This is a genomic window from Enterococcus pseudoavium NBRC 100491, assembly GCF_001544295.1.
Lineage (GTDB): Bacteria > Bacillota > Bacilli > Lactobacillales > Enterococcaceae > Enterococcus_A > Enterococcus_A pseudoavium.
Window position 1 is genome coordinate 1 of sequence record NZ_BCQF01000025.1, and the last position, 25,922, is coordinate 25,922.

At 34.5% G+C, this 25,922-nt stretch carries 18 protein-coding genes; 10 read left to right on the forward strand and 8 right to left on the reverse strand.

The features are described 5' to 3' along the window. From EP1_RS10715 to EP1_RS10730, 4 genes are all read right to left on the reverse strand, one after another. The coding region (locus tag EP1_RS10715) for a DEAD/DEAH box helicase (protein ID WP_067627240.1) at positions 1 to 1,695 on the reverse strand (1,695 nt) is incomplete at its 3' end. Further along, positions 1,685 to 2,956 (reverse strand): hypothetical protein, encoded by a 1,272-nt coding sequence (locus EP1_RS10720; RefSeq protein WP_010826063.1) that lies wholly within the window; start codon positions 2,954 to 2,956, stop codon positions 1,685 to 1,687. The genes EP1_RS10720 and EP1_RS10715, both read right to left, overlap by 11 nt. After that, positions 2,946 to 5,849 (reverse strand): type III restriction-modification system endonuclease, encoded by a 2,904-nt coding sequence (locus tag EP1_RS10725; protein WP_010826064.1) that lies wholly within the window; start codon positions 5,847 to 5,849, stop codon positions 2,946 to 2,948. Before EP1_RS10725 ends, EP1_RS10720 begins: the two co-directional genes overlap by 11 nt. A gap of 13 nt (positions 5,850 to 5,862) precedes the next feature. Continuing rightward, on the reverse strand, positions 5,863 to 7,806 hold the full coding sequence (locus EP1_RS10730; protein WP_010826065.1) for a site-specific DNA-methyltransferase: 1,944 nt from the start codon (positions 7,804 to 7,806) through the stop codon (positions 5,863 to 5,865). A 211-nt stretch (positions 7,807 to 8,017) separates the two neighbouring features. Between EP1_RS10730 and EP1_RS10735 the strand changes: the two genes are divergently transcribed. Further along, on the forward strand, positions 8,018 to 10,102 hold the full coding sequence (locus EP1_RS10735) for an AAA family ATPase (protein ID WP_010826066.1): 2,085 nt from the start codon (positions 8,018 to 8,020) through the stop codon (positions 10,100 to 10,102). Next, the gene (locus EP1_RS10740; protein ID WP_010826067.1) at positions 10,087 to 12,039 is read left to right on the forward strand and encodes a UvrD-helicase domain-containing protein; all 1,953 of its coding nucleotides are present in this window, start codon (positions 10,087 to 10,089) and stop codon (positions 12,037 to 12,039) included. Before EP1_RS10735 ends, EP1_RS10740 begins: the two co-directional genes overlap by 16 nt. Before the next feature lie 60 nt (positions 12,040 to 12,099). Here the strand turns inward: EP1_RS10740 and EP1_RS10745 are convergent, their stop codons facing one another. After that, complete coding sequence (locus EP1_RS10745; RefSeq protein WP_010826068.1) at positions 12,100 to 13,194, reverse strand: DUF2806 domain-containing protein; 1,095 nt, start codon at positions 13,192 to 13,194, stop codon at positions 12,100 to 12,102. A 135-nt stretch (positions 13,195 to 13,329) separates the two neighbouring features. On the opposite strand from EP1_RS10745, the gene EP1_RS10750 reads away from it, so the two are divergent. The 8 genes from EP1_RS10750 (at position 13,330) to EP1_RS10785 (ending at position 19,890) form a co-directional block, all read left to right on the forward strand. After that, complete coding sequence (locus EP1_RS10750) at positions 13,330 to 13,638, forward strand: hypothetical protein (RefSeq protein ID WP_010826069.1); 309 nt, start codon at positions 13,330 to 13,332, stop codon at positions 13,636 to 13,638. A gap of 1 nt (position 13,639) precedes the next feature. Further along, positions 13,640 to 13,897 (forward strand): hypothetical protein, encoded by a 258-nt coding sequence (locus EP1_RS10755; protein ID WP_010826070.1) that lies wholly within the window; start codon positions 13,640 to 13,642, stop codon positions 13,895 to 13,897. Positions 13,898 to 14,088: 191 nt separating this feature from the next. Beyond that, positions 14,089 to 14,697: an MT-A70 family methyltransferase gene (locus EP1_RS10760; RefSeq protein ID WP_010826071.1), complete on the forward strand. Its 609-nt coding sequence runs from the start codon at positions 14,089 to 14,091 to the stop codon at positions 14,695 to 14,697. A 195-nt stretch (positions 14,698 to 14,892) separates the two neighbouring features. Continuing rightward, positions 14,893 to 15,078 carry a hypothetical protein gene (locus EP1_RS10770; RefSeq protein WP_067627242.1) on the forward strand — a complete coding sequence of 62 codons (186 nt, stop codon included), beginning with the start codon at positions 14,893 to 14,895 and terminating at the stop codon, positions 15,076 to 15,078. Positions 15,079 to 15,263: 185 nt separating this feature from the next. Beyond that, entirely contained in the window at positions 15,264 to 17,060 is a 1,797-nt protein-coding gene (locus EP1_RS10775; protein WP_067627244.1) for a type IV secretory system conjugative DNA transfer family protein, read from the forward strand. A 172-nt stretch (positions 17,061 to 17,232) separates the two neighbouring features. After that, complete coding sequence (locus tag EP1_RS13690) at positions 17,233 to 17,424, forward strand: replication-relaxation family protein (RefSeq protein ID WP_010826073.1); 192 nt, start codon at positions 17,233 to 17,235, stop codon at positions 17,422 to 17,424. Then, on the forward strand, positions 17,393 to 18,031 hold the full coding sequence (locus EP1_RS10780) for a replication-relaxation family protein (protein ID WP_010826074.1): 639 nt from the start codon (positions 17,393 to 17,395) through the stop codon (positions 18,029 to 18,031). Before EP1_RS13690 ends, EP1_RS10780 begins: the two co-directional genes overlap by 32 nt. Positions 18,032 to 18,222: 191 nt before the next feature. Next, the gene (locus EP1_RS10785) at positions 18,223 to 19,890 is read left to right on the forward strand and encodes a recombinase family protein (RefSeq protein WP_010826076.1); all 1,668 of its coding nucleotides are present in this window, start codon (positions 18,223 to 18,225) and stop codon (positions 19,888 to 19,890) included. Between the two features lie 36 nt (positions 19,891 to 19,926). Here EP1_RS10785 and EP1_RS10790 read toward each other — a convergent pair whose 3' ends face one another. The 3 genes from EP1_RS10790 to EP1_RS10800 all read right to left on the reverse strand — a co-directional run bounded on the left by EP1_RS10790 (position 19,927) and on the right by EP1_RS10800 (position 25,904). Continuing rightward, positions 19,927 to 20,265 carry a hypothetical protein gene (locus EP1_RS10790; RefSeq protein WP_010826077.1) on the reverse strand — a complete coding sequence of 113 codons (339 nt, stop codon included), beginning with the start codon at positions 20,263 to 20,265 and terminating at the stop codon, positions 19,927 to 19,929. A gap of 663 nt (positions 20,266 to 20,928) precedes the next feature. Next, positions 20,929 to 22,671 carry a phospholipase D-like domain-containing protein gene (locus tag EP1_RS13440; protein WP_010826078.1) on the reverse strand — a complete coding sequence of 581 codons (1,743 nt, stop codon included), beginning with the start codon at positions 22,669 to 22,671 and terminating at the stop codon, positions 20,929 to 20,931. After that, positions 22,668 to 25,904 carry a serine/threonine-protein kinase gene (locus EP1_RS10800; protein WP_083507542.1) on the reverse strand — a complete coding sequence of 1,079 codons (3,237 nt, stop codon included), beginning with the start codon at positions 25,902 to 25,904 and terminating at the stop codon, positions 22,668 to 22,670. The genes EP1_RS13440 and EP1_RS10800 overlap by 4 nt, the downstream gene beginning before the upstream one ends. Positions 25,905 to 25,922 lie beyond the last annotated feature (18 nt).

The window sequence follows — 25,922 nt, forward strand, 5'->3', positions numbered from 1 at the left end:
AGTCATCAAGTAATAATAGCGCGTATATTGATTATCATCTAAACCTAATCGGTGAATACGATCTCTAGATTGTAACATAAAAGTCAAATTGAAATTGTATTCAAAATAAACAGCATCATGAACTGATTGATGCAATGAGATCGATTCCCCTAAAGTCGCAGGGTTTGAAATGAGAACTTGAACGGGGCCATTACGAAACTCATTAATCAATTCAACACGATCTTCTTTAGGCGTTTGTCCGTAAATCAAATGTGAAAGTATTCCTTTTTCACTTAGTTCATTGTATATTTTGTGCATAGTTCCAACAAACATTCCCCATACAATAACTTTTTTCCCTTCAGCAACCAGTTGTTCAATCAGTTGCATTCCTGTGGTAAACTTAGGTGTCACCATTGAGTCTACGCCAGCATCAAAATACATACGTTGTTTCGCTTTATTTTGCTCAACTTGATCTAGTGCAGATTCAATCGAATAGTCTATTTCATCAAATAAAAAACCTAAATCATTCAAATTAATTTTTTCAGTCAAGAGTGCCGGATTAGTTGACGCTTGCAATAAACGAATATATCGGCCCAAAACATTCGTTTCAACTTCATGAATCGTTTTAGCTAAGTCAATTTGTCGCCCACTGGGTTGAACAACGATGAGTTGGTCTGGTTCAGCTTCAGGGACATTCAAATCTTTTTTAGTGGTACGCCAAAAAAAAGGCTGTAGCTTCTCGTTAATTTCGTTAGCATTCGATGCTTCTAAATCGTGGATATCCCAGCTAAAGAAAGACTCATACTCATTATCATATAGCAAATGCAGAAAATTGTAGATATCTTTGTAAGAATTTGGGATGGGAGTTCCTGTGAGTACGTAATGATAACGTGCTTGCTTTCCTAGCTCTAAGGCACTTTGGGCTCGTTTCCCAGCTGGATTTTTTATACGATGAACCTCATCGAACACTATCATCGTATTTTCATCAATTAAGGCATTCAAGACCGATAGTTTCCAGCCAAAGAGTGATTCATAATTAATCACAGTCACATTAGCAATTCCCCAATTTGTTCGAATATCCCCTGGATTATCAAAGTCTTTCAAATTCATAAAATGGAGTGAACGCTTGTCGCCAAACACCTCAATAAACTCTGTTCGCCAAGCCTCAAAGGCATTAAGAGGAGAAATTACTAACACTTTATTGACTTCATTCACAGCTGACGAGGAGAGATAAGCAAAAGCCCCATAGGTCATCGCGGTCTTGCCAGCCCCAGGCACACTAAAATTTGCAGCACGCTTCATAGTTGCTAAATAAAAACTCGCTTGAATTTGTTGTGGTTTCAAGGGACGACTGATTTCTCGATCAACAATCTCTTCAAATTGCTGTAATTCTAAGTTCCAACGATTATCGTATTCTTTAATAGTTATCCCGGCAATTCTCTGCTCGTCTATTGCATATCTATTTTGTTCTATAAACGCACGTACTTCTTCATCTATTTCTAAATTGTCATCTAGCCTATCATTAAGTTTTGCAATCAATTCAGTGAGTTGAACATAATTCAACTCACTTGAAAGTTCTAATTGATCAAGGTTTTGAAAAAAAGAATGATACCTCTCCAAAAATCGACTCATTTTTCGAGTCTTTAAAACGCCATCTTCGTTGTCAATGAACTTGAAGATACCTTCGTCACCGACCAACTTGACATTAAAGCTCATCTTCATACACCTCTATTAGGTCGCCACTAATCAGATTGATATTAATGAGCGTGTCGCGGATCTCGACAACTTGATCTTTAGAAAAATTAGTAAACTGTAAATTACCTGTTAAGCCATTTCCACGCTTCATATCATTTAGCGTGTTTAGTGTTTCTTTTACATTCGCAATAAAGCTATCTACGTTCTTGCCACGATTTTGGCGGTTGACAGTCTTATTATATACTTCAGTGATATGACGTAGCTCAGGTGTTGATTCTTCTAAACGTTTACGGTAATCTGATGCTGAATGAATTGGTCCACTTTCTAGTTTATCACGAAATACTTCAACAAATTCCTCAATAGAGTCATTATAATCATCATTGTCAGCTGAACTAACAATATTCTTTAAATAGTCGCGAACTTCTCTTACTGTATCCCCACCGGTATGAACCATTTTTCCAAGTAGACTAAAAGCACTCTCCTTAGTCTGTTCATACTTTGGTCCTTGATTAGGAAAACTTGTCGCAAATTTCTTTGCAAGTTCAAAAAGAGGGTTGTAGAGTTTAGCGTCTTTAATAATAAAATATGCCTCTGGAGACGCATTAATGAAATGAAGAAAATCATGAACCAATTCAACAGTTGCAATTCGATTTTCAATTTCTTTCACGGTCATATTAGCTTCATCTGAATAATCTTTTTTCGTCATCAAACTATCACGTATAATTGTTTGGTAGATATCTACTGCTAAATCAACAGGGTCATATTGCAATTTTTCTTCCGTGCCCATTTGGATTGCCAGCTCTAGTCGTTTAATTTGAGCTCGATTAGCTTTTGCATCATAAGTAAAGGGTAGAATGACAGCTTCGAAATATTGACTCGTACCAATTTCTGTTTGTAGTTGTCTCAATGCAGTAAAACGACGATTACCGTCAATAATACGCCCATCTTGCAGTACATAACCATAAACTTGTTGGCCTTTTTCTTTGATCGATTTTTTAGTCTTTTTTAAAGCAGTAGCATTATCTTCTTCAATAAACGTTGCTATCTTGTTGTTGTAGTCAGGATTCGTTTCATCGGTTTGAGCCATTAAAGTACCAAATTCTCTTTTAATCTGTGTGGAAATACGCCCATTTTCATCGTTATAATACAAATATTTTAGTGGTATACGATACACATCGAGCATCGTATCTGTTAAATTCGGAATCGTTGTAGGCAATTTAGGTTTGGCACCCGTTTTAGCAATTTCGCCAGTTCTCCCTAAATCCATCAAATTATTTGTCATTTAACTTCGCCACCTTTCTTAATTTATCGTATACATCTTGTGCTGCCGTTGCTTCCTGGTATTCGACATCATATTGTTTCAATGCCCCAAAGAAGCGCTCTTGTATTGCCACAATCTGCTCATCGCTAAGACGTTTACCTGAGCCTTCCGCCTTGGTTTCGACTAATAAATAAACGTGTGACTCATCTTCTCTCTCAACAATATAAACAAAGTCAGGAGTAGTTGTTCCTCCCATATATTTTGGTACTTGGATCGCTTTTTTAGGCAATTTACCGAAAGAAATAATATTGGAATCGTAGCCACGCTTTAAGAGTTCTCTTTCAGGATTTGCTGAATCATATCGAAGTGGTGGAATTTCATAGAGTTGTCGGCCATCGTCTATTACGTCATTGTCTTCATTTACACCGATAACAGTTGCTAAAATATCCTCTTTAAAATCATTAGTTGCCGCATTAAAAACAGAAGTGCTTGCTTGAAATTCTAAATCGTGATAATGAAAGCTTTGAGCATAGCGTTTTTCAAATCGATCTTTGAAGTCACGTACTAAATTACTAAGCGTTAACTCATTTAGATAATCTTTATTGCCACCATAGGTTTCTTTTAAAGCACTAAATAAACTCTTGTGCAATTGCGCTGGTTTCAATTTAGTGCGTTGGGTCAATTTTAATAAAAATTCACCATATTTCATACCAGCAATTGGCTTACGACCATCGTAACTGGCTGTTTGTTCACGTACCCGCATTTCACCATTATCGTCATTATAATACAATTCGTTTCGAGTGAATTCTGGATACTGAAATGTAAAATTATTTTTATTTTGGATCATTTCATCAATGAGCAACTGCAAGGCTTCATCATTGACTCGATCAAATTCTAACATATAGCGGTTTGAAAAATGTTCCCATAGATGACGCATTTTATTCCAATTTTCTTTATTAAGTTTGATGCGCTGTTGATTTTTTTGACCACCTGTGGTGATTTTTCCCTTTCTAACTTGTGTAGCTTCAGTTAAAGTAGGATACAGTTCAATCAACTTTTCAAAGCCATTCTCTTTAAAGTCGTTATTACGTTTAATAATATTGGCAGCATCGAGTTGTTCTAATAAAGTTTCTTCATCTAAATTATCTGTTTTTTCAACAATTAGTTGAATCATAGCGGAGGTTAGTTTACTTTCATCTAACTTAATTGCAGCATCGTCATTGACTTCTGCAACTAGTTTATTAGCAAAGTCTTTCTCGTCATAGCCAATCAAGAAACGTAATCTACTTGGAAGTTCATCCTGCAAAAGCCGATGACCATTCTCATCCACTGGTAAGCGCAAGCCACGACCAACTTCTTGAATCTTAGAATTCTCACTACCTGAGGTTCGTAATTTAGCAATCACAAAGACGTTGGGATTATCCCAACCTTCGCGGAGAGTCCATTTAGAAAATAAGAAACGACGAGTCTGCCAATTCCCTTTATCATCCTTGAACGACAGTAGTTTTTCTTTGTTTTTTAAGATGTCATCCACCTCAGCTTGAATAGCTTCATCTCCCGAACCACGGTCTTCGCCAAAGTAACCCGCATGAACATTTTCCGTTAAATCAGCCAAGGTCGCTTGTAAGAAAGATAAGTATTCTTGTTCCCGAGGTAACTTTTTCAAGCGAAACTCACGAATCAACGCTTCAACTTTGCGTCGAAGGTGCTTCTCAAATAGTTCTTTTAACCATCCCTTTTCATCGCGATACGATTTAATCGAATCAATGAAGAAGAGTGACAAGGTTTTGACTTTCGGTTGAAACTCATTTTCTCGTAGGAAGTTTGGTATCTCTGCTTCAAAATGCTTCTCAATGGCATCCCGAATAATGAGTTCTTGGTAGGAGCTCGTCATTGTAGCAGGTAAGAAAGCCATACCCTTCTCCAATTCAAGTCCATTTGATAGTCTCTTAGCTCCCTCATAATAAATGTCCCCATCAAAACCAATGTCATCACCTTTACCATAAGTATAGAGAGTTGAATTGTGCTTAAGAACGAGCTGTTGGCTAGTAACTGATTCGACCACATACCGTTCCTTAGATTCCGTTTCAGTCACATTGGGGTAATAGACATCAATTCCTTTAACCAGGCCATTATTGAAAGAAGAGACCGCATTGAGGTTGAACTGAGGTTGTTTGCGGTAATAGTCTTTCACGATGGTTGCTTGACGGCCTTTCCCAACCTTTATATCAGGAAAAGTCGCCCCAAAGCGGATGATCATTTGCGGTTCGACTGCTGTAATCGACTTATAGTTCGCCTTATCTCTTGGAAAACGGTGTGGCTCATCAATCATCACGATTGGTCGAGTGGCTTTGAGTCCTTCTAAGGGCGATGTCCAGCCAGACAATAATGTTTGAGAATAGTCCTTTTTCATCGAGGAAGAATTGAGCATGCCAGCATTAATCAATAGCACTTGAATGGTTGATGAATTCAAGCGGTCACCTTCGATAAATTCAACCAAATGAGCTGGCAAGAGACCTTTCTTACTATTGAAGTCGCCAGCATTGATTACATTGAGATTGATTTGAGTATTTTCGTAAAATTGTGAGAAATGTTGCTTGGCATAATCCGCTTCAATAAAGTTTTTCCAGCCTTCTTTAATCGCTGGACTTGGAACCACGACAATAAACTTGAATAAGCCATATTTTTGATGTAACTCATACATGGCACGGACACCGACATAGGTTTTACCTGTTCCCGTTTCCATCTTGATATCAATGTTCGTATTTTCATTTCCTCGCCCTTTAATAATCGGATTGGCATACACATAATCTTTATCTGGATCTGCCGTGCGGTCATCCAAACCATAAAACGCTTCATCTAAAGCGTGGAGAGCTTCCAGCTGATGGGGTAATTCTTCTAATAGAATTTTCATGCTTTACTGCCTCCTAATATCTCACTTGCAGATTGACTTTGTTCTCTAGTTGATTGAGTGCAATCTCTAATTCTCGTAAGCTTTCCATTTCCAGGGTATAGCCATAGACAACAATGGTTTGAACCACTAATTCATTTTTACCTATCGCATTGACCAAAGCTCTCGTATTCTCTGCTCGCCAATTGTTCGCAATTAAGTAAATACGTTGATTGTTCACATAAGGTAACTGAATTCCAGCAAAGTCTTTCATCTGTAATGGTACATCAAACTTGTAGTTATCTTTCGCAAGGTAAGTGTGTAAAATGGTATCAAACCCATCTGCATTCCCTGCGACACCTAATTTTTCACTTGAGAATGCGTCAATCATGTCATCGAATAGGTCTAGTTGTAATTGGTCATCATAATCAATTTTCTCAAGGGTTTCTTGGGTAGGAGGCACCACACGGTAATGCTTAAAGCCAAAATCTTGCGATTCAGTAAGTAAAGGATTTTCTTCTTTGATTTTATTTGCTGCACGAATAATCCGTTCACGAGATATTTCGTCAATTGATTTATAACCAGCTTTGTAGGCAGTTGCGCCACCTTTTGTTGGAACTTCTTTACCATCAGAATTCAACGTAAAGGTTGGTTCAGGCAAAGTACACATGATGTATTGGCGATTTCCTCCATCTTCGGCATTCAGTTGCATGACAGCATCGGCCGTTGTGGAAGAACCAGCGAAGAAGTCTAATACAATAGAATTTGGTTTAGTACCTAAATTCAAGGTCCTTTTAATTAGCGTTGTTGGTTTTGGAAAATCGAATAATCGTTTTCCTAGAAGCGATTCTACTTCTAAACTTGCTCGTTGGTTCGTACCGTATTCAATTCCCCAAAAATCATTTGGTATAGCACCCTTATTATCTTTCAGATATATTTTTGAATAAGGTTGTTCGTCTCCACCTGTTGTCCAATAAATTTCACCTTTGCTATCCATCTCTTTTAATTTTTCTTCTGTAACCATCCAAGGACCCGTAAGGATTTTTCCAGACTTTGTTTCTACTGGATAAGAGTGGCGTCCGCGAGTCTTATCCAGTAAGATTCCTCTGCGGAATTTTACTGCATAAGCATCTTCATAACGATATTCTTTTAGGGCGCTTTCAGATAAGGGTAATCTTCCATACACTAAAGATGAAATATTTTTCCCATATACTAAAATATACTCCTTAACCTTTGCGACTTGTCCTATATTCGGTTGATTATCCGTTCTCCTCCATGATATTTCTTGTACAAAACTCCCTTCCCCAAAAACCTCATCCATCAACAACTTCAAATTTGCCTGCTCATTATCATCTATGGATACAAAAATAACGCCTGTGTCTTTTAATACTTTCTTTGCCAAGTAAAGCCGCGGATACATAAAAGTTAACCAAGCGCTGTGAGTTGCCTTTCCTTGAATCGACTTCAAACGTTTAAGCTCATCATCGTTTAAAGCAAACATGTCTTTAAGTTGATCATCGGAATACTCAAACTTATCAGGGTAAACAAAGCCGTCTGAACCGGTATTATATGGGGGATCGATATAGATAAAGTCCACACTATTTGCATAATTCTGTTGTAAGTGGCGCAAGACTTCTAAATTGTCGCCAGTAAAAAACAAATTCTTGCTATTTATGTTTTCTTCTTTTTGGTTATGGTCATTATCAGGTACAATCACGGTTGTTGGGCGTTCTCCGGCTTGCTTCTTGGCATAGTTCTTGCCGATAAAATCCAGTCGGTACCCACTGGATAATTCATCAATATTATGTTCTTTTAAGGCTTGTTGGAATTTATCATTATCAAAGGCTGATGATTCAATTACATTACCTTCTTCATCATATTTGGTAGCAGTAAAAAACTCTGGCATTTTTTGACGTAATTCGTCCAAAAAAGCAGAATTTGATTTGATTGACTCATTAAATTGTTGATTATCTCGTAACATCTTGACACTTCCTCTTGATAAATATTTTGTCTTTTACTTTAAATTACAGAATGCTATTAAATAGTAAAACGACTATTGGTGCTATTATACCATAAAACCGCTATTTTCATGGGTTTTACGGATAGATCATACTCAGGTATTCTTTAGTATTTACGTACATAACGTGTTAAAATATAATAAAACAAATATTGATGAACAATTGGAGAATAGTATGAAGATTAAAACTATCGAAATTTCAGGTTTTAGGCAAATTTCAAATGCCACGTTTAATTTGGAAGATAGACTTACATTTCTTGCTGGAGCTAATAATAGTGGTAAGACTTCACTAGTCGAACTTCTGAACTGTGTTTTTAATTTTGGTACCGAAAAATTATCCGGTGAAGATTTTTCTGTAGTTAATACTCAACAGTGGGTAAATGATGTTTATCCACAAATATTAAATTATTTTCAAGAAGATACTCAAAAAGAAAATATTATCTCCAATATTCATAATTTGATTTTTCCTAATACAGATGAAAAGAATGAAGTAATTATTGAGCCCATTAAACTAAAATTTCAAATTGATTATGATGTTACAAATGATGATATAAGAAATTTCGCTGACTACATAATGGATCTTGATCCATCTTCTTCCAGTTTCTATTTTGTTTATGAATATAATGTAGATAACTCTCTTTTTAGAAAGAATCTAATAAATCATTACGATAAATTAGAACATCGCATCAGAAAAATACTTTCAGATCCTGAAAATAATAACGATAAAAATATTAAAAAAATAATTTTGAAAGTATATTTTGAATCCCTATCAGAAACCATTAGATTTACAGATAGTAACTTCGAAAATGGCGGAAAGATTGATCGTAAAGATTTCATAAAGCTTTTCAATTTTCAAAAAATTATGGCTGGAAGAACCTTAGATGATACTAGTACGGACAGAAGTAAAATTTTAAGTAAAAATATTGTTGATATTGCTAGTGAAGCTGAAAATTGGGGAAAAACAATTGAAAGTTTGCCCGATACAATATTGGAGGCTATTGAAAATGAAAATATCGAACAAATTATAAAAAGCACTTCCATTGACTCTCTTAAAGAAACTATGTCTTCAATTTTGATGACGAACGGTGGTCAGACAAACGAAATCATTATTAATATGGACATCACTGAAGATTCTCTTAAATCACTACTTAAAAACATCACAAGTGCCCAATATATGCTGGATGACCACTATTTAAATGAATCATCACAAGGATTAGGGTATAGCAATCTTATCTATATGCATTTGCAACTAGAAAAATTTAATAAAACAATTGATCCATTGTTGGTTAATCTTTTTGTAATCGAGGAACCAGAATCTCATATGCATCCCCAAATGCAATATGTTTTTTCACAATATTTACTTACTTACTTTGCCTCCAAACCAGAATTGCAAGGTTTTATTACTACACACTCGCATGAAGTTGTTAGAGGTGCAAAGTTATCTCAATTAAGGGTACTTAGAAAAGTTAATAGCTTCAAGTGTTCATTATATGATTTAAGAAGTTTTCATAATAATTTAGAAGGTATGCCTGAATTGTTGGATTTTTACAATTATTTTTATGCAATTAGTTTTCCAGATATTATTTTTGCGGATAAAGTTATTTTGTATGAAGGCGATACGGAACGGATGCTTATTAATAGTCTTTTGAAAGCTGATCAAACACCATTTCCTAAACTAAAAAGTCAGTATCTTTCATTTGTTCAAGTTGGAGGGGCGTACGCAGTTAACTATGAACCTATTCTAAAATATTTGGATATAAAATCTCTAATAATAACAGATATAGATTATGGAAAAGAATGTAATACTAAAAATGAAATAGAAGTTTCCAGATCTACAAACGATTCCATAAATAAATTATTAAATATGAAAGTAAAAACCGAAAACACAAAAACTATTAAAGAAATTTACTCCTGTAGAGAGGATAATGAACCATATGTTTTAATAGGCGATAACATATGCTTAACTTTCCAAGGTGAAAAGGACGGCTATACAAGAACGTTAGAAGAAGCAATGCTATGCAAACTGTATGATGTAAAGGTATTTGATACATCGACAAAGGAACAGTGGAAAGATAAAAGAAATAGGGATAAATTAAAATATTCGATCCCTAACACTGATGACCTTATTGGAGTAAGGCACATCGTTAATAGTACTTCAAAAAATAAAACAGATTTTATGTATTCTGCTGTATTAAATAATAAATTAATGGATACATTACCTTACTATATTGAGGAGGGGTTGAAGTGGTTAGAAAAATAGAAAATTTTTTCATCGTTAATGCTCCCGCAGGCAGTGGTAAAACAACCACTATTCGAGAAATGATTAATAACATTATTTCGATTAATTCCAAAGACAATGTATTATGTATAACGTATACCAATAGAGCTGCAGATGAACTTTCTAAGAGTTTTTCTTCTCCTAATATTTCTATTTCAACAATTCACTCATTTTTAAACAATTTTATGAAACAATATTTTGGTAGCCAAGAAATTATTGACTTATATTTTGATACTTACCAAGATAGTATACAACAAAGAATTGATAATAGAGAGGCTAAAGAAAATCAGACTGAAAGCAATAAAAAATATATTGAAAAATACGGAGACCTGAGTATCGATGTTCTTCGAAGAAATATTACAAATATATATTACAATGAAAATAGCTTTAGTTCCCTATATTATGGCGGCTTAGGCCACGATGACCTTATTTCATTTTCAAGTAAAATTATTCTAAAATATAAAGTGATACAGAATAGATTATCATACAAATTCCAGTACGTTTTCATTGATGAATATCAGGATACAACCGCAGATGTTCTAAATATTTTTTATGAAAGCTTAAACGAAAAAAGAACAATCTTATATCTATTCGGTGATAAGATGCAGCAAATTTACAAAAATTATGATGGTAGCTTTGAACCAAAGTTTTTAAAATTTGATTCTAGTAAAGCTTTAACTACTAACTACCGTTCAATTCCCAAAATAATAACTCTGCTAAATAATATATACAATGATTCCAGTTTTGTTCAAAATGTTTCTGAGGATATGAACAAGATTGCTCCTAATTTTGATCCTAGAGTAATTATCTGCAACGATGTTGATGAAAAATTAACTCAAATTTTGGATGAGTATCCGAATTCATTAACTTTGTTCTTATCTAATCAATCTAGATTTCAGAAAATAGGTTGCCCTTCCTTATATAGTACGTTTAGTAAGATGGATCGCTATTCTTTTAGTAAAAAGTATGGCGTAGTAGATGTATTAACAGACAATACTAAAGATAATCCTGATTCTTTGATAAGACTTATTTTTTCAGTAGCTTTTATTAATAATAACTATGCATCTAATAACTACGGTGTAATCGTTCAAAAAATTAAGGATGAACAGTCAACGATTGGATTAAAAGACTGGAAGCTGTCTAGCCATCAAGATAAAGTTACTTTAAATGCAATTCTAGAAGAATTAGCATTGATAGTATCTTCTTCAAAAAAATCTATCAAAGATGTCTTGATTTTTCTAAAAGAAAAAATTCCACAATCAGCAGTAACATTAAGCGAGATTATGGAAGATGAAAGTTATTCTGATGCATTGGATGTGCCTATCGAAGAAGTAATAAAACTTTATAACTATTTGGAGTACCCAAAAGTATCCACACAACATGGCGTAAAAGGAGAAAGTCACGATGAAGTTATTTTTGTTGCCGATGATAGTTATAATCCACATGTGAGTATGTATAATTTTTTTGATATTTGGTCAGATACCGAACTCTCACTCACATCATTAGAAGAATTTTATTATCAATATTCTTTCGAATTAACTAAAATTACTGAAAAAGTAGGGATGAAAATTAACAATTTAAAGAGGGATAGTTTCACCGCTCATGAAGATTACTTAAAAGGCGCTGCCTCTAGTATAATGACAATGTTTCAGGAGAACGATTTATTTAATAAACTCTGTTTTCTAGAATATCAAACATTCATATCCAATCCAAATGTGACTAACGCAAAAAAATGCTTTAAAGAATCTCAAGTATATGGAATTTTGAGTGCTTATAAACTCTTTTATGTGGGGTGCTCGAGAGCTCGTAAAGACATAACTGTCTTATTAGATAGCAACAAAATAAAGGGCAATATGGATTTACAAATACAAAAATTTGAACAACTTGGATTTAAAGTTCATAACGAATCTTTGATTTAAAAGATTAATAGCAAAGCTCCTATCTTGCTATATTAATAAACAAGATAAGAGCTCTGTTTTCTATTGCAATATGTCTTTACTAAAATCAATCATTTCTATATCTTCAGCATCTTCTATGTCTTCAACACTAAATAAGTGAACTTTAACAGGAGCATTCGCATAGTTTTGTTTTACTAGCTTCGCAAGTTCTGTAAAAAACAGGTCGCTTGTTTCTATTTCTGCAAGTCCCAATAGATCTAACCCAACTTGCGTAAAAGCATAGCTTTTGTAATTAAGTTGATAAGACTCAATTTTCTCTGCTTGAATAGCTACAACTAGATTGTCATTTTGGAAACCACAGAAATCAGAATCATAAGCTGTTAGTTTGTTATCAACTCTTTCACCAAGATTTATTAAGCCCGCTTCTTTCATACTGAAAAATTCCCGATCACCTATCCCATACTTCTTGTAAAGTTCAACCTCTTCATCTGTAACAGGTGCATAAAGATAGTATTCCTCATCTGAATCTAGTACAACTAGTTCTAGTAACCTCAAAAAGATATCAACCTCTTTATCTGTTAACAGGTTTACTGTCTGTTTAAACCTAGGCGAGAATTCCTCACTTAAGAAGGTTTCTTCGCTAATTATTCTTTTCCAAACTGGCTCATCATCAAAGTTCAGGCCGTTATCCATTAAGCTTTTAGGTTTTACATAAATTGCATTTTTATCGTTTTGAGCTAATAACGCATAATATAAGCTTTCAGCTAAAAATAAATAAATGTTTTCATGGCAATTTATACTATATGAACGAATCAAGCTAGAACGCACGCTACCATTAAGATTGGTGGCGTCTTTTATTTTATCAATTAGATTTTTCGCAAATATTTCAGGATTAAAGTTTTTATTTTTAAAATTCAGTGAACGAAAATTGTCTGCCATTTTGAAAATATATTTATCATGTGAGACTTGCTTAATTTCATTTTGGCTGCCTTCGTAAACTAGGACACCCTTGTTTTTACCATTGTAGAATTTGTTGTAAAATCCGCTATATTCATAGGCTTTAACGTTTGGAAAAAGTAATAGTGTAAGTGATTCGCTTAAATTTTTAGGTGTCGTCCAATCATTTCTTTTTGAAAGATTAAAAAGAGTCTCAAAATAGGTTGGAATATTAAACATTAAAGATACCTCCAAATCAGATTCAAATTGGCAAGAATATTGGCAATAAAAAAGCAACAAATGATTTGTCTCTGTTGCTATTATTTTACCATAGCTAAGGCGCCTAGCTAAATAAATCAAAATGAGGCAACCAAAATGAACCCACAACAACAAAATCAATTCTCAACATCACTTAGTCCTGCAAACTTCTCAACTGAACATATGCCACTTGCTACTAAACGTCAGATTCATAATGAGGCTTGCCAGATTGTTAAGGCGGTAGTAAAAAGGAACATTCTTGAAAATGGGATGTCTTTAGTGACAAATACTGCAATGACTAATATCGCTAATTTATCACTGCTTGAGTCTCAATTGTCTGCTATTGCACCAACTGCTGAAAATCGACTGAGATTTATCGTTGACCAGTACACAATTAAGGCTAATAACCGCTTAGGAGGCTACTAACATGCAAATAGATATTATTACAGGAGTATTTTTCTTCTTTTTAGCTATGGGTATATTCTACTCTGCATTATCTGCCTACTGGTTTGTTGAAGATTTAATTAATAAATATCGAGGTAAATCTAAAACAAAAAAGACAGAATACACCGAGGAAGAAGAGTTCTATACAACCTTACTTCAAATTAAATCGGACTTAGATGCTGAAGCTTTTGAAGCTAGTAGAGATATGCTGAATGAAGTGTCTCGACATAAACGAGAGTAATTTTTACAACAGTGGACAACTAATGCAATTTTTGCCTATTTCACCCCTGTTAGAGTGATTCGTATCGCTTTTAATTTTGGTCGCTCAAAATTTGCATTTTTACTATGTTTTCTATATAAATCGGAGAGATTTTAGGCAAAAAAATCTGCTTGAAATCTTTCTAGTTCAGTTAAAGGAAAGGATGAAATTAAATGACAGAAAAAACAATCAATACTACAAAAAATCCAACAAAATATAAGACAATCTTGGCAGACCCGCCTTGGGATATCCAACAGAAAGGTAAATCTCGAGGGGCAATTAAACACTACAACTTAATGACTCTGGAGCGGATTAAAGCGATGCCCATCTCCGATTTAACCGAAGAAAATGCACATTGTTGGCTTTGGGTGACTAATGCGACTTTGGAAGCCGGCTTCGATGTGCTGCGTGCTTGGGGCTTTGAACCTCGTAGCATTTATACGTGGGTAAAACCAAGATTAGGGCTAGGCGTATATCTTAGAAACTCCACAGAGCATTTACTACTCGGTACGCGTGGTAAAGCACCGATTCAGTTTAAAGGACAGATGAATTGGGGCTTTATGCCCCTTCAAGATCATAGTCACAAACCCGAAGAAGTTTATGGCATTATTGAGCGCTGTTCTGAAGGCAACTACCTAGAACTATTCGCCAGACGTCCAAGACACGGCTGGGATATTTGGGGTAATGAGGTGGCTAGTGATGTTAAAATCAGGGATTTCCCTGTTCCAGCCTACAAAGTAAATGCTAAAGATTTTACTGAAATGGAGCGTGAGGATGGGTGAAACTAAACAAAGAAAAAGAACCAACAACCAAAATAAGTTCATCCATTTTCTGGTTCATCATTGCTTGTGTTGGAATCAATTGGGGAGTCAAATTGTTGCTCGAAGTCTGGTGGGTGCTAATTATCCTAATCGTTGTAATAGCTATCGTAACGATTCTATTTCGTCTCAAACGCTGGAAAGATTGGAGTTAAGCCAATGAAACAACAATTAGAAAATATCCAGTGGCAAGAAGTTTCATTTCTCAGACCACTAGAATTTCAAGAGGTTGTGGATACCTTAGCACACCTTTCGGGTCTAACAGGTCGAAAGAGTTTTGTGTGGGAAATTAGAAGTCAGAATAACAAGATTACTCACTTAATTGGGGGGAAACAAAAGATTTAAGAAATATCACTCAGTTATTTTCTAGTCATAAAAAGTTTCAATTTAGCCAAGCCGCCAAGCGACAACCTATTAAATCTGCTTACGCCCTGGGATTAACTAGCCAAGTATTAACATTAAAAGTCAAAGAATGCGACAATTTTCTGCGGACGACTTTAGCAACACTCACTAGAAATACCAAAGATACAGTGGTTATTCAGATTATTGTGGGTAAAAGCTTTGCGCCACACCCCTTGCCTAAGAATCTACCAAATCCACACACGACTTGGTGGCAAGCCATTACTGGCAACCTCCCACCAATTACTACTGAAACCAGAAAACAGCTGACAGATAAGCAATCGCAACCACAATTTAGCTGTAGCCTGCGGATTGGATCGACTTCAGACTATCTCGCTAATCTTAAATCATTAATCGGCTGTTTTAAAATCTTAGAATCTAGCGAAGTTAAAATGCGCTTTAAACCAATTTCGCCTACAAAAATAGATGAAGTTCGCCTACCGCTCCAATTTCCGCTCAAATTATCGACACTTGAACTTGCCTGCTTGGGATTATTCCCGAGTGGCAATGAGGAATTAGATGGGTTTGCGAAGCTTCATCCAAAGGTCATTTTACCACCCCTAGGGTTGAAACAAAACCATAAGCGGATTTTCGGTGAAACGACGACATTAAATAACTCATTAGAAACTAAACAATTAGGTATTTCTGGTAGTGATTCCCTGTTTCATACGGTTTTACTTGGTGGTACAGGCTCTGGTAAGAGTACTGCCATGTTGCGATTGGCGCTTTCAGATATTGAAAGTGGCAATTCGGCACTCATAATTGATCCAAAGGGCGACCTCGTTCGAGATATATTAGAACGCTTTCCAAAAGCTCGTGAAGATGATTTAGTAATTATCGATCCAACCAGTGAGCGCCTGATTGGTATCAATCCCTTCGACTTACTGGAATACGGCATTTCACCAGAACTTTTAACTCAGCACTTAATGGCAATCTTCCAAGACTTGTTTTCAGACAATTGGGGGATTCGTAGTTCAGATGTTTTAAGTCATGCGATTTTAACACTAGCTAAAACGAAACATGCCACCCTTTTGATGTTGCCTCAGCTATTAACGAACAAGAGCTTTCGCCAAACGGTTCTTAAACAAATTCACGATCCATTTGGTGTGGAAAGTTTCTGGAGCTATTATGACAGCCTTAGTCAAGGCGAACAAACGCAACTTATTTCACCTGTTTTAAATAAACTAAGGCAAATCTTTATCCATCCAAGCTTGAAATATCTTTTTGGACAAACGAATAACAAATTTAGCTTGGCAGATCTATATTTTAAACGTAAAGTGGTTTTAGTTTCGCTTAATAAAGGCGTTCTAGGCGCTGAGTCGGCTCGTTTCCTAGGTTCTATTATAGTGAGCCTAACTTGGAGTTTAGCCCTCCACAGGGCGAGTATTCCGCCCGAAAAACGCCACCGAGTCTCACTGTTTATTGATGAGCTCCAAGATTACTTGAGACTACCAACTAGTTTATCTGATGCATTAATTCAAGCTAGAGGACTTGGCGTGGCTTTAACCCTTGCCCATCAATATCGCCATCAGCTCACCCAAGAGATTAAAATGGCGATTGATGCCAACTGCAAAAATAAGATTTGTTTTGGTTTAGACATGAATGATGCGCAAGATATGGCTCGACAGGCACCTGAACTCATGGCAGAAGATTTCTACTCGCTCCCGCAATACCATATTTATGTGAAGCTCCATAATGGCGGTAATTCGACGAATTGGCTCCTTGGCAAGACATTCGCGCCAGCACCTAAGATAAGAAATTACATGGATTTAGTTGTTCAAAATGCAGTTAAATATGGTGTGGCGATTTCTGAAATTGAAACTCAGATTGCCAAACAATTTGGCTATGACGAATTAAATACAAGCAACAAACTAGCTAAATCGCCACCTAGAAACATCGGCAGAAGGAAGAAAATAACAGATGAATAGATTGATTTAAAAAGATTTAACCGTTCGTTTCGGTATTCGGTTCACGACCATAAGTAAATACAAGTTATCGGCGCTAAATCGCCATTATTAAACATAAATTGCACAGGACTTACTCCGTATTTCTCTATATTTACATACGGAGATAGCTCCTAGTGCAGAAAGGATTTCCTATATGAAACCAACTGAGTTATCTGCCAAAGAAGAACAGATACTTAAGTTTCTACTTAAGGCAAAATATGCCACAACTAAGCAACTTGCTAGGCTCTATTTTGCAGATAGTGTGAGCAGTTCAACTGCACTAAGAAGAGCAAATTTAACAACTAAGAAGCTAAATGAAAAAGGATATATTTGGACACTTAGATAGACGAATTGGCGGCGTTAGAGCTGGTAGTGGTTCATTTGTTTGGATGATCTCAACTAAAGGGTTGAAGTGGTTGAAGCATTTCAAACCATCCCTTGCCATCGCTCGACAAAATCACTACGAGCCAACTTGGCACCACTTAGAGCATACTTTAGCAATTTCTGAAATTTATGTGCAATTAACCGAACTGAAAAACAAGCATTTAGTTCAGTCAATCGATAAGTTTCAGTTTGAGCCGAATTGTTGGCGAGGCTGGTTAGACAGTTATGCAGGACGGATGATTCTAAAACCAGATTGCTATATTGAAATTTCGCTAGACAATTATCTCTACAACTATTTTGTAGAGGTAGATAAAAACACGGAAAGCCTAGCACGCGTCATTAACAAATCTAAGCAATACATTCGTTACTACAATCTCAATATTGAGCAAAAAGAAACAGGCGTCTTCCCTTTAGTGCTTTGGGTTGTGCCAGATGAAAAACGCAAACTTGCAATAGAACAAAGAATCCAAAAAGAATTACAAGACTATTGGGAACTATTTCAAGTAATTACTTTAGATGATTTCAAAGATTTTATGGTAGGAGGCATTACTGATGAACAAGCAGATTAAAATTGGTAACACCACCTATATTATTAAGTGAAAATTTGTTGGTAAAAAGCCGTTAAAACAACTGGTTGAGCGACTTATTTTACATGGAAAATAGATAAAATCAAGACTCCACTTCTTCCCCAAACAGAGTTATACTGTCACCAGGGTTATAGGTGAAATCTAAAATTAACAACAATTAGGAGGACGCTTATATGAATAACAGCACTTTGACAATTAAAGAATATACGGAGGTAGATTTAACAAATTTAAAGGATATAACGATTGTTTATTGCCGGTTATCTCAAGACGATGGTAATACTGGTGATAGTAACTCGATTATCAATCAAAAGAAAATCTTGAGTGAAGAGATAGCTAAAAAGAAACTACCTAATCCAATTTACTTTATTGATGACGGTATTAGTGGAACGACTATCCAATACCGACCGGCAATCTCTAAAGCAATTGAATTAGTTGAGGCGGGTAAAGTTAAGAGCTTTCTTGTCAAAGACCTAAGTCGATTAGCTCGAAACTATCTTGATGCAGGTAGATTGACCGAGATTACTTTTCCAGATAATGATGTCCGATTCATTGCTGTAAGTGACGGAATAGATAGCGACCATCAGACAGATAACGATGCAAACCTACTGCCGCTTAAAAGCTTATTTAATGACTGGTACTCTCGCGATACGAGCAAGAAAATTCGTGCGGTTAAGCAAGCGAAAGCTAAGGCTGGTGAGCGAATGACAACAAATGCAATTTATGGTTACAAGAAAGACCCCAACAACTCTAAGAATTGGATTGTCGATCCAGTTGCAGCAGAAATCGTTAAGCGAATATTTAACGAGGCTAAGAGTGGCAAAAGTCTACCTAAAATTGCTAGGGCTTTAATTGAAGATAAGGTTGAAACGCCATCTCAAAGACGAATCTCATTAGGCGACGCCCCAACAGCTCGAAGCTACTCTCCTTACGGTTGGCATCGTGATACAATTGTGAAGATTCTATCTAGAATGGAATATCTAGGTCATACGGTCAATGGAAAAACTCGAACAAAATCTTATAAAGATAAGAAAATTATCTGGATGCCTAAGGAAGAGTGGCTAATCTTCAAGAATACACATGAAGCAATAATCGACCAAGATACTTTCGATATCGTACAGAAGATGCGTCAGCACAAGCGCGTGATGGGCAGTCCAAGATTTGAAGCTGGACATGAAAATCTGTTTGCAGGATTGGTTTTTTGTGGAACTTGCGGGCATAAGCATTATTACTGCGCCTTTGAGAAAAATGGCACAAATTTAGACCACTATAAGTGTTCTAAATATTCTCGTACATTTGACCGTTGCGATAATCCCCATTATATCCGTAAATCCGAATTAGAAGAATTAGTGTTAATTGAACTAAATTCACTCATAAATCAAATTCAATTCGACGAAGGAGAATTTATGAAGAAATTAGAACATAAATTCAAAATCGAATCTAGTAAGCAAACAAATAAGCAGCGACAAAAGTTACTAAATAGCGAACGACGCTTCGAGGAGATTGACCAAATTATCCAGCGACTTTATGAGGATAACCTTGTTGGAAAGCTCAGTGATGAAAGATTTATCAAGATGAGTCAGAATTACGAACTAGAGCAATCTAACCTCAAACATTCTATATCTACCGTAAAACAACAACTCTCTATGCAAGAAAACCAAAGTATGGATGTTTCTAGATTCATGCAAAGAATTCATAAATATACCCAAATTACTGAATTATCTGTAGAAATTGTATATGAATTAATCGACAAGATTATTATTCATAAACCTGAGGGCACAAAACGAAATCGAATCTTAAAAATTGAAATTCACTACAATTTTATAGGTAATTTGGATAAATAAAAAGTGAGTAACGCTAATTCGTTACTCACTTACCCCTTATACCAGTGATTGCTGAGTGACTCGACAGCTTAGAGGTAATATTTTTTTTAGTGCCAATTCCAAATATTGCCGATAGTTAAAGATAACTGGATAAACTAAATAGTCGACTTCCCCCTGATAATTTCGTGCTAACTTCTCAGCTGCCTTGTAAAATCCTTCGATATACCCGTGAAACATATCTTGATCCGACCACCCAATAATCGCGTTATAGTCAAAAGGCCATTTAGAAAATTTATGATAATTAAATAAATCATCATATTCCTCAGGTTTGAAACTATGATTAATATTGTTTTCAACCCAGCTTAATTGAATTCGTTGCATATTTTTTTCCAGCATATTCTCATCCCTTATAATCCATTTATTTTAAGAAAATCTGTGTAGAATGTCACGGCAACTTAAAATTGCAGATTTTGGGCAATGAGACATATAACTACCAATACCATGGTACCTACACACTAAACAACCTAAGTCCTATGCCCCAAGTTATTAGGTGTTTTTATATGTCAGTTGACAACGATTATTAGCTTCTGACACAAGGCAGAAGCTAATCCAATTTTGCGGTAGCAGTAGTTGCCGTGCTTGCTATTGGTGTGCCAAAAAGACGCATGCGGATTGCTGCCGTAGTGGTCAGTGTGTCAAAAGTAAATATATAATAGCGATAAAAAGTGAATCCCATTTATAGCTCAAAAAATGTCTATAATGAAGGATATAGGCAAAAATCAATACTTATTTTGCAACTTAACCTGCTTTCTTTAGATAATTTAAGTCAGTCTTCTAAATTTAGTACTTTTGACGCCCTAATGAATGTAAATGAGATTTGAAAACTTATTAACATACTATTCATGAAAATTCTTCCTCCATTTCTAAAATTAAACCAAGTTTCTAATACTTAGTATTTTGACAAGTTGATGTGCCCAATTACTCGCATTAGATACTTGAGAAAGATTGTTTACTTTTCATTTTTTAGCTCGCCTTCAGTGTTCAAAATGGTAGTCTTGTTTACTTACAGATAGCAGAATGTAACTCTTGAACAATTTTACCTTGTAAAATCAAAAATCCACCTTCAACCAATAAAGGAGCTCGCCCCCCTAAATCTTCTTTCAAATACTGTTCATATACTGGCTTTTGACGAGGATCAAGTTTACGATGCTCAATCGAATTCCTATACACTCTAATTTTGTCAATAGCAGTATATAAATCTGGTTTGTCAATTTTTAACTTTGAAAAAAATATATTATTTTTATTTGGAATTGGTTCATAAAGCATTTTATTCAAGTTAGAAGAAAAATTTTTGAAGTCTGCTTCGGATTTAGCTAAATTCGAATTAAGAACATTTTCAACTTCCGAAAACTCTTCTGAATCAGTTCTCCGTATAAAATGTCCATACTTTTTCCTCAATTGTGTCTCAAGAGGATATAAAGAATCTATAATTTCTATTAAATCATTTCTCAATGAAGTTTTATCGGAATACTTGTATACATCGTATTCCGAATTAGAAAAACATTTTCCAGTTTTATTACTAATCGTCACAAAATCAGTACTACTAATTTTTGAATATCTTTCACAAATTGAATAAATTTCATTCTCATCGGAAAGAGAGACCCTACTATATTCGGTTAACAATCCGGAATAATCATCAATAAAAATAATACTCTCCATATAATATGGAATGTGCTGCACTGAGAAGTTCTCGATTTTTATGGAAGCTATTCTAGATATTTGTCTTTGCTGGAAAGAATCACTATCTTCAATACTACCAGTTAAGAAAATTTGTACCTTCACTCCTCTTTTAGCTTTCTCAACTAATATATCGATCATGTCATCTTTTATAATCATATACGAAAGTATTGGCATAAACATAGTTATGCTTCTCTTTGCATCGAATATTAGATTATCATAATAATCACGTCCAAACTCACTATCAATCATCTGTGAAAAAGTCAGTTCCAAATCATCAGCTAGTTTCAATTCATTATCTACAAAATACGGATTAATTGAAATATTTGCTAAAGTATTTTCTCCTCGTATCCCATCTTCAAGTAGTCCATCATAATCAGAGACATGTGTATTTCTATCGAAAACCAAAACTTTAAAATCATCTTTTTCCTTCTTTAATACAATACAATTGACCCTTCTATATTCTACTTTGATACTTGAGATAGCCAAAATGTCTGAAACCTTCTGATTTTTATCTCTCATTTCCTTATCTCTATTTTTTAGAAAAAGATTTCGAATTTCTTCTTTATTAATATTATGGATATCAGGTTGTGGGATTTTCATATAAAGTTCCGAAATATTTTGTCCAGCTAAATTTTTACTGCTTACAAATTTTCCATTTTTTTCATATTTCCCCGTCATACCGTCAATTTCAATAGTAAAGTATATTTGTTTATTCTGTTCTAATCCATTCTCAGAAAGATACCAACGACCTTTTTCTGTTAATTCGTTTGTATTTTTTTTTATCAAATCAATAGAAGCTAAATCAATTCGGGCACTTTCAACGATTTCAGGAGTTTCCTGCAATCCTAAAAAATTAACTACTATATTAATATCCATCCCCTGGTGAAATAGCCTCAATAAAGTATCATGAATAATCGGCATTCTATCTGCTGAAGTAATTTCACACTTCAAATTCACAATATATATAGGAACAGCCTTTTCATAAAACCCAATCACTTCGTAAGTAGGAAGTATTTCAGAACACTTTTTAAATGCGCTTGTACGTATACTAGATTTTCTCACCTTGTATCCTCCTTAAAACACTCAACAGGAAAACGTTCAATATAGCCTAGTAGATCTCTAAAGTAGTTATGTTCTTTTATAGCAACACCTTCTAAAAACATGTCATCACCAACAATTACTAATAGAGACATTGCTCTCGACAAAGACACGTTCAACCTTCTGTTATCTTTTAAAAAACCTAATTGCTTTTTCTGATTTGATCGAACCACACTATAAAAAACAATATCAACTTCGCTCCCTTGATAAGCATCTACGTTTTCAATTGAAATTTCTAGATTAGTCCATTGAGGGCTCTCAGGTTTAATTATTTTACGAAGTAATGATTTTTGACCATTATATCCAGAAATAACACCAACTTTCACATTTGCATTTTCATCCTTATATCGTTCATTTAGATCTTTTAGTTCATTGTTAATTATAAGAGCTTCAGTCATATTAGAATATGCTTTCGATTCGCTCACCGTTTCTTCTCGTTCTTTTTTTAAGGAAGTTGACAGCCAAACAATTGATTTATCATGCCATCGTGAAAAGTTTGTCCTTTCATCTGCTGCCACCCCCGACTCTAAAATATTTTCTGAATAAAAAATTGTTTTAATCATCCGAGAAATATTTGGATGCATTCGAAATTGCTTTGTTAAACTTACTGCTATATTCGGATTATTTGTTTTCTCAAACAGCTCTTCAAAAAGACTTTTTTCCAAAAGTTTTTCTTGTTTAGAACCATCTTCAAGATTATTTACTATTGGCGGTAATTGCTTGTGATCTCCGACTAAAATTATTTTTTTTCCACGAACCATTGGAATTAGTACCTCAGGAAAAGTCGATTTAGCAGCCTCATCTATTATTACACAATCAAACACATTATTTGTTACCCATCCAAGATTTGCAGCACCTGTACATGTACTACAGACGATATTTGCACGTGATACTAATAAATCATCAAATTGCTCTTGCGAATTCAATTTATGATACCAATCCTTCAAAATGCTAGTATATTCTTTTAATCTAGTATTTGGAGATTCCTCCAAAAATTGTTTGACTGAAAATAAAGCACCTTGATTAAAATCACCGGCTTCCGTCTGGGAAATTTCGTTCTCAAATATTTCCTCAAAAGGAAAAGTTGCTGGTTCTGCTAGCCTTTCAAGTAATGGTCTAGCAAATTTAATTGAGTTATGTTTGATTAATTCTGTCCATCCTTTTGTTTGCTCTTTCACTTTATTAGCTTGAGAATCTTCAGATATTTTTGATGAATCTCCTAATCGTACAATTTGATTTACATCATATTTTTCAACTACTTTTTTTAATATGTTATCAACAGCAACATGTGACTGAGATGCAATCAAAATTTTAGGATTATCATTTTTTATCATCATTTGGTTGATAATCTCTTCAATAACCGTGGTTTTTCCAGTACCTGGCGGTCCTTGAATTAAAAAAATATCTCTAGCTGCTAAAGCTTTTTCAACTACCTTAATATTACTTGGATCAATTTTATTATTAGTTGGTTCAATCAATGAAACCTCATCATATTTTGCTTCATTTGGATTAATTAAAATATCCAATAGTCTTTTATTTTCACTTTTTCTATATTTCAATTTATCCAAAGCCCATTTATACCTATCATTATGGATTTTATTTCCCGTAACATCTATACCAAAGGGACCCTGTCTGGCAAAGTCATCAATAGAAAAATATTCTATAGGAATCAAAGTAATAACAGATTCTTCCGGATTTATATCATCAACTATACCCAAACATGACCGATCAGTAGATTTTTTTTTGCGAACTGATATTTCCACACCTGGTTCAATTTTCTCGTATGAATCAATCTGATCAGCGTGAAGTTCAATAGTATTTGATTCAGGAATATAGTCTAACTTTGAGTAAGAGCCGATATTTAAATTTTTCTCAATCATTTTATCTTGAGTACGAAGCGTCTTACTCCAAAGTTCCATTAGCTTCATTTCATCACGACTATTTTTTTGGTTTTCTCTATATCTTTCCGATTCTTGATTCACTTGTTTTATTAAATTAGATAAATATTCACTTTTCTCTAAAGCCACCTCAATAGTTTCTGGACAAATTTTCGCATAAATTCGTATTCCTTTTTTTCTTTCTCTAATTAGCTGTGAATAATTGTCAATTATATCACAGCTAATAATTTTAATAAGTGATCTCTGGATATTAAGATCACAATAATAACTCATTTTATCTCCTATTAAAGTATAGCAATCATTTCTTCTACCTTGGTATATATAGGGTTCTTTTAAGTTTTTTATTAGATATTTAACAGCCAAATCTTCTCTTTGAAGTAAGATTTTTCCAAGTGAAAAAAGCTGGTTAATAGTGGTAGAAGTAACTTTGATATATAACGATTCATTTTTAGATTCATTACTCAACAAAAAAAAGTCGAGATCGTTTATTATTGCCCGAACAGATTTGTATCTATTTTCAATCAATGGTTCAGTGCATTTTCGAATAATGTCGATTATTTTATCTGGTAAACTTGTAGAAGCAATTGTTTTCATACGTTCTTCAAAAATAGTTGAGGGACTCTCTAACAACAACATATAATATAAAATCGAGCCTAAAGAAAATATATCTGAAGCTCCGTCAACGTTTTCCCCATTCAATTGTTCTGGAGAAGCAAAGCCGAGAGTATAATGATTGGAGACTGTAATTTTTTCTTCATAAATAAATTTAGTTATTTTACTTATTCCAAAATCGATTATTTTCAATTCATCTTCATTCACCAGAATATTCGTAGGATTTAAGTCTCTATGATATACACCTATATCATGAGATTTTTCCATTCCTAGAAGGATTTTACGAAAGAGGATTAACTTATCATGGATGCTAATGTTATCATTTTCCTCGTATAAATATGTCTCTAGCGTTTGTGACCCTTTTAATTGCTCCATAACAATGTAATAGAAGTTGACTTCTTCACCGTAATCTATTAATCGAATCACAAATTGGCTATCAATATTTTCTAGAGAGCGAACCTCTCTTCGAAATAATTCACTGTTGACAGGATCATCAGATTTCTTTTCGAGAAATTTAACGATTACATATCGATCAGCCTTATTATCAAAAGCACGGTAAATTGATGAATTAACGGACTTATGAATCTTTTTTGTTACTTCATAAACCTTATTTATAAGCATTCCTTTTTTTATGTTCATTATTTTTACTAAATCCTCCAAATTAGAATTTTTTGATTGAAATGACATAATTGAAAACTTCAGTTT

Excerpts from the sequence above, each read along its gene's own strand:
- EP1_RS10785 (WP_010826076.1), top strand. The coding sequence starts at position 18,223 with ATGAATAACAGCACTTTGACAATTAAAGAATATACGGAGGTAGATTTA.
- EP1_RS10770 (WP_067627242.1), top strand. The coding sequence starts at position 14,893 with ATGAAACAACAATTAGAAAATATCCAGTGGCAAGAAGTTTCATTTCTC.
- EP1_RS10790 (WP_010826077.1), bottom strand. The coding sequence starts at position 20,265 with ATGCTGGAAAAAAATATGCAACGAATTCAATTAAGCTGGGTTGAAAAC.
- EP1_RS10745 (WP_010826068.1), bottom strand. The coding sequence starts at position 13,194 with ATGTTTAATATTCCAACCTATTTTGAGACTCTTTTTAATCTTTCAAAA.
- EP1_RS10780 (WP_010826074.1), top strand. The coding sequence starts at position 17,393 with ATGAAAAAGGATATATTTGGACACTTAGATAGACGAATTGGCGGCGTT.
- EP1_RS10755 (WP_010826070.1), top strand. The coding sequence starts at position 13,640 with ATGCAAATAGATATTATTACAGGAGTATTTTTCTTCTTTTTAGCTATG.
- EP1_RS10720 (WP_010826063.1), bottom strand. The coding sequence starts at position 2,956 with ATGACAAATAATTTGATGGATTTAGGGAGAACTGGCGAAATTGCTAAA.
- EP1_RS10730 (WP_010826065.1), bottom strand. The coding sequence starts at position 7,806 with ATGTTACGAGATAATCAACAATTTAATGAGTCAATCAAATCAAATTCT.
- EP1_RS10735 (WP_010826066.1), top strand. The coding sequence starts at position 8,018 with ATGAAGATTAAAACTATCGAAATTTCAGGTTTTAGGCAAATTTCAAAT.
- EP1_RS10725 (WP_010826064.1), bottom strand. The coding sequence starts at position 5,849 with ATGAAAATTCTATTAGAAGAATTACCCCATCAGCTGGAAGCTCTCCAC.
- EP1_RS10760 (WP_010826071.1), top strand. The coding sequence starts at position 14,089 with ATGACAGAAAAAACAATCAATACTACAAAAAATCCAACAAAATATAAG.
- EP1_RS10750 (WP_010826069.1), top strand. The coding sequence starts at position 13,330 with ATGAACCCACAACAACAAAATCAATTCTCAACATCACTTAGTCCTGCA.
- EP1_RS13690 (WP_010826073.1), top strand. The coding sequence starts at position 17,233 with ATGAAACCAACTGAGTTATCTGCCAAAGAAGAACAGATACTTAAGTTT.
- EP1_RS10800 (WP_083507542.1), bottom strand. The coding sequence starts at position 25,904 with ATGTCATTTCAATCAAAAAATTCTAATTTGGAGGATTTAGTAAAAATA.